Annotated in this window: 5 protein-coding genes and 2 pseudogenes; 5 read left to right on the top strand and 2 right to left on the bottom strand. The window is 73.0% G+C overall.

Annotated features, from left to right (window positions below; all coding sequences use genetic code 11):
- From ABT247_RS32185 to ABT247_RS32165, 5 genes and pseudogenes are all read left to right on the top strand, one after another.
- Positions 1–142: pseudogene (locus ABT247_RS32185) on the top strand (alkanal monooxygenase); the annotation flags it as partial.
- 33 nt (positions 143–175) lie between these two features.
- Positions 176–814, top strand: a complete 639-nt coding sequence (locus ABT247_RS32180) for an AIM24 family protein (RefSeq protein WP_350749858.1) — start codon at positions 176–178, stop codon at positions 812–814.
- Positions 814–1,464, top strand: a complete 651-nt coding sequence (locus ABT247_RS32175; protein ID WP_350749855.1) for an AIM24 family protein — start codon at positions 814–816, stop codon at positions 1,462–1,464. Before ABT247_RS32180 ends, ABT247_RS32175 begins: the two co-directional genes overlap by 1 nt.
- 212 nt (positions 1,465–1,676) lie before the next feature.
- Positions 1,677–2,477 (top strand): AIM24 family protein, encoded by an 801-nt coding sequence (locus tag ABT247_RS32170; protein WP_350749860.1) that lies wholly within the window; start codon positions 1,677–1,679, stop codon positions 2,475–2,477.
- Between the two features lie 40 nt (positions 2,478–2,517).
- The gene (locus ABT247_RS32165; protein WP_350749852.1) at positions 2,518–3,033 is read left to right on the top strand and encodes a MarR family winged helix-turn-helix transcriptional regulator; all 516 of its coding nucleotides are present in this window, start codon (positions 2,518–2,520) and stop codon (positions 3,031–3,033) included.
- Between the two features lie 126 nt (positions 3,034–3,159).
- Here ABT247_RS32165 and meaB read toward each other — a convergent pair whose 3' ends face one another.
- Positions 3,160–4,116, bottom strand: coding sequence for a methylmalonyl Co-A mutase-associated GTPase MeaB (gene meaB, locus ABT247_RS32160; protein WP_350749850.1), 957 nt, complete (start codon positions 4,114–4,116; stop codon positions 3,160–3,162).
- A 35-nt stretch (positions 4,117–4,151) separates the two neighbouring features.
- Positions 4,152–4,247 (bottom strand): annotated as a pseudogene (locus ABT247_RS32155) (GNAT family N-acetyltransferase); the annotation flags it as partial.

Below are 4,247 nucleotides of genomic sequence, written 5' to 3'. Positions count from 1 at the left end.
CCGCCCGCCCGTCTGGCTGCTCGGCTCCTCCGGCTTCAGCGCCCAGTTGGCGGGCCGACTCGGCCTGCCGTTCGCCTTCGCCCACCACTTCAGCACCCGCCGGTTTGTCCCGGACCCGTACCAGTTCGCCCCCGCCCCCTCGCCCGGTCGCGCCCGGAAAAGCTAGATTGCGCCCGTGGCACAGTTCAGACTCCAGGGATCACGGGTGCTCGCCGTCGAGCTGGCCGGCGACGCCGTCAAGGCCCGGCACGGCTCGATGGTCGCCTACACCGGCCAGATGACCTTCAAGAAGCTGACCGGCGGTGGGGACGGACTGCGCGGCATGGTCGCCCGCAGGCTCACCGGCGAGCGGATGACGGTCATGGAGGTGAAGGGCCAGGGCACCTGCTACTTCGCCGACAAGGCGACCGAGATCAACCTGGTCCGCCTCGACGGCGAGACGCTCTACGTCGAGGCGGACAACCTGCTCTGCACCGAGGCCGGCCTGCACACCGGCACCAGTTTCACCGGGCTGAACGGCGTCTCCTCCGGCAACGGCCTGTTCACCACCAAGGTCGAGGGGCACGGCTGGGCCGCCGTCACCTCCAACGGGCCCGCGGTCATCCTGCGGGTCGGCAAGGACATGCCGCTGCGGGTCGACCCGGGCGCGTACATCGCACACACCGGCAGCCTGCAGCGCAGCCTCAAGTCCGGCGCGGGCTGGACCACGGTGATCGGCGAGGGCGGCGGCGAGGCCGTCCAGGTCGAGTTCACCGGCGAGGGCCTGGTGTACGTCCAGCCCTCGGAGCGGGTCACGATCGGGGGTGACGTCTGATGGGCTTCACCCGGATCAACGGCAAGCTGATCGAGGCCCAGGTGGTGCCGGGCCGGCAGCTGTTCAGCCAGCGCGGCGCGATGATCGCGTACACCGGAGAGGTCCGGTTCACTCCCGACATCACCGGTGGCCAGGGCGGGGTGATGTCCATGATCGGCCGCCGGGTCGCCAACGAGGACACCCCGCTGATGACCGTCGAGGGCCAGGGCCGGGTGATGTTCGGCCACGGCGGCCACCACGTGCACGTGATCGACCTGGCCGGGGACACCCTCTTCGTCGAGGCCGACCGGCTGCTCGCCTTCGAGGGCACGCTGCGGCAGTCCACCGTGTTCCTCGGCTCGCAGGGCGGGGTGATGGGCATGGTCCGCGGCCAGGTCAGCGGGCAGGGACTGTTCACCACCCGGCTTGAGGGCCACGGCTCGGTCGCGGTGATGGCCCACGGCGGCGTCTTCGAGCTGCCGATCACCCCCGGCGGGTCGGTGCACGTCGATCCGCAGGCGTACGTCGCGCACCGCGGTGACGTGCGCAACAAGCTGTCCACGGCGATCGGCTGGCGCGAGATGATCGGCCGCGGCTCGGGCGAGGCGTTCCAGCTGGAGCTGTCCGGGCAGGGCGCGGTGTACGTCCAGGCGAGCGAGGAGAAGCTCTGATGTCCTACCCGCCGCAGCCGCCGTACGGGCAGTCCCCGCACGACCAGCAGACCCAGCCGGGCTTCGCCGTGCCGCCGGTGCCGCCGGCCTACGGGCCGCCGCAGGGCTACCCGCCGCCGCCCCCGCCCGGGTACCCGCAGCAGCCGCCCCAGCCGGTCCAGGTGCCCCAACAGGCCTACGCCCAGGAGCAGTTCGGCGGCGCCCAGGCCCCGCTGCCGACCACCCACGGCGGTGCGGGCCCGGTGGTGCACGACGCGCACACGCTGCCGGCCGGCGACAACGTCAACCCGTACGCCTTCTCGGTCGACCTGAACGGCTCGTACTTCCTCCAGAAGGGCAAGATGGTCGCCTACTACGGCGACATCACCTTCCGCGGCGTCGGCGCCGGGATGATCGACCGGGCGCTCGGGCAGCACTTCAACTCCCCGCTGCACGCGTCGGACTGGGTGGTCGCCCAGGGCCGCGGCAAGCTGCTGCTGGCCGACCGCGCCTTCGACCTCAACTCCTACGACCTGGACGAGGGCAACCTGACCGTCCGCTCCGGCAACCTGCTCGCCTTCGACCCGACGCTGCGGCTGAAGCAGTCGATCATCCCGGGCTTCCTGACCCTGATCGGCACCGGCCGCTTCGTCGCCGCCTCCAACGGGCCGGTGCACTTCGTCGAGCCGCCGATCCGGGTGGACCCGCAGGCCCTCGTCGGCTGGGCGGACTGCCCCGCGCCGTGCCACCACTACGACCACGACTACCTGCACGGGGTGGTCGGCGGGCTGCGGCGGCTGACCGGCATCGGCGGGGCCTCCGGCGAGGAGCACCAGTTCGAGTTCATCGGCGCCGGGCAGGTGCTGATCCAGTCCAGCGAGAAGCTGCTGGCCGAGCGGTCGGTGGGCGTGGTGGGCGCCGAAGCGGGCGTCCCGGGCAGCGGGGTGCCCGCCGGGCCCGGCCACGGCGGCGGCCACTCCCCCGCGCCGGGTCTCGGTAACCTGGGTGACCTCGGTCGGCGATTCGGCCTCTGAAGTTGTACAACATTGAACTAAATCGGCTATGCTGGATCCCATGGATACGCACACGACCGACACTGCGGACACCCCTCCGTCGCAGCCGGACGGGGACACTCCCTGGCTGACCGCCAGGGAGCAGCGGATGTGGCGCGCCCATCTGGAGGTCGCCAAGCTGCTGGACTACCAGCTCAGCCGTGAGCTCCAGCCGCACAACCTGGCCATCAACGACTACGAGATCCTGGTCGTCCTCTCCGAGGCCCCCGACCACCGGATGCGGATGACCGACCTGGCGACCGCCACCCTGCAGTCCAAGAGCCGGCTCTCCCACCAGATCACCCGCATGGAGAACGCCGGCCTGGTGCTGCGCCAGGAGTGCCCCGGCGACCGCCGCGGCCTCTTCGCCCACCTCACCGAGCAGGGCTGGGAGACCATGCAGCGCGTCGCCCCGGACCACGTCCGAAGCGTCCGGGCGCACTTCATCGACCGCTTCACCCCGGAACAGCTGGACGCCATGTACGAGGCCCTGGCCCCGGTGGCCGATCACCTCCGGGGCCTGCGCGGCCGCTCGTAGGCCCCCCGGCCCCGCCGGCCGCGCGCGGGACGTCGACCGCACCGGCGTCCCGCGCGCCGCAGCCGGACGGCGCCCCACCGCCCCCGCCGGGCCGCGGGGGTGACGGCGTGCCAGGGCGCCGCGGGCTCAGTTCCGGGTGAGGCCCGCGACGAGTTCGTCGGCGGCGCCGTACGGGTCGAGCTCGCCGGCGACGACCCGTTCGGCGAGGCCGGCGAGCTGGCGGTCGCCGGAGAGGTCGCCGATGCGGGCGCGCAGCTCGGCCAGGGCGATCGCCTCGATCTCCTGGGCGGCCCTGCGGCGGCGGCGGGCCGCCAGCTCGCCGTGCTCCTCCAGCCAGGCACGGTGCTTCTCGAGTGCCTCGACCACTTCGTCCACACCCTCGCCGCGGGCCGCGACGGTCTTGACGATCGGCGGCCGCCAGTCCCCCGGCTCGCGGGCCTCGCCGAGGCCCAGCATGTGGTTGAGCTCCCGGGCGGTGGCGTCCGCGCCGTCCCGGTCGGCCTTGTTGACCACGAACACGTCGCCGATCTCCAGGATGCCGGCCTTGGCGGCCTGGATGCCGTCGCCCATCCCGGGGGCGAGCAGCACCACGGCGGTGTCGGCCTGCGCGGCGATCTCGACCTCGGACTGCCCCACGCCCACGGTCTCGACGAGGATCACCTCGCAGCCGGCCGCGTCCAGCACCCGCAGCGCCTGCGGCGCCGCCCAGGACAGCCCGCCGAGGTGGCCGCGGGTGGCCATGGAGCGGATGAACACCTCGGGGTCGGTCGCGTGGTCCTGCATCCGGACCCGGTCGCCCAGCAGCGCCCCGCCGGAGAACGGCGAGGACGGGTCGACGGCGAGCACCCCGACCCGCTTGCCGAGCCGCCGGTAGGCGGAGACCAGCGCCGAGGTGGAGGTGGACTTGCCGACCCCGGGCGAGCCGGTCAGCCCCACCGTGTAGGCCTGCCCGGTGTACGGCGCGAGCGCGGCCATCGCCTCCCGCAGCTGCGGGGAGGCGTTCTCCACCAGGGTGATCAGCCGGGCGACCGCCCGCGGCCGGCCCTCCCGGGCCTGCTCGACCAGCGTGGCGACATCGATCATCAGGGTCTCCTTGCGCAGATGCCGGCGGTAGTCGGCATGCCGGACTGCACGGTCCAGATCCCGGCGGCGTCGGTGGAGGCCAGCAGTGCCTCCAGCAGCGCCAGACCCACTCGCCGGCCCCGGGCGCCGGG

This window comes from Kitasatospora sp. NPDC001539 (genome assembly GCF_040298565.1).
GTDB lineage: Bacteria > Actinomycetota > Actinomycetes > Streptomycetales > Streptomycetaceae > Kitasatospora.
Note: the sequence above shows the minus strand (reverse complement) of the source record. Positions and strands in the feature narration are given on the sequence as shown.

Excerpts from the sequence above, each read along its gene's own strand:
- meaB (WP_350749850.1), bottom strand. The coding sequence starts at position 4,116 with ATGATCGATGTCGCCACGCTGGTCGAGCAGGCCCGGGAGGGCCGGCCG.
- ABT247_RS32165 (WP_350749852.1), top strand. The coding sequence starts at position 2,518 with ATGGATACGCACACGACCGACACTGCGGACACCCCTCCGTCGCAGCCG.
- ABT247_RS32175 (WP_350749855.1), top strand. The coding sequence starts at position 814 with ATGGGCTTCACCCGGATCAACGGCAAGCTGATCGAGGCCCAGGTGGTG.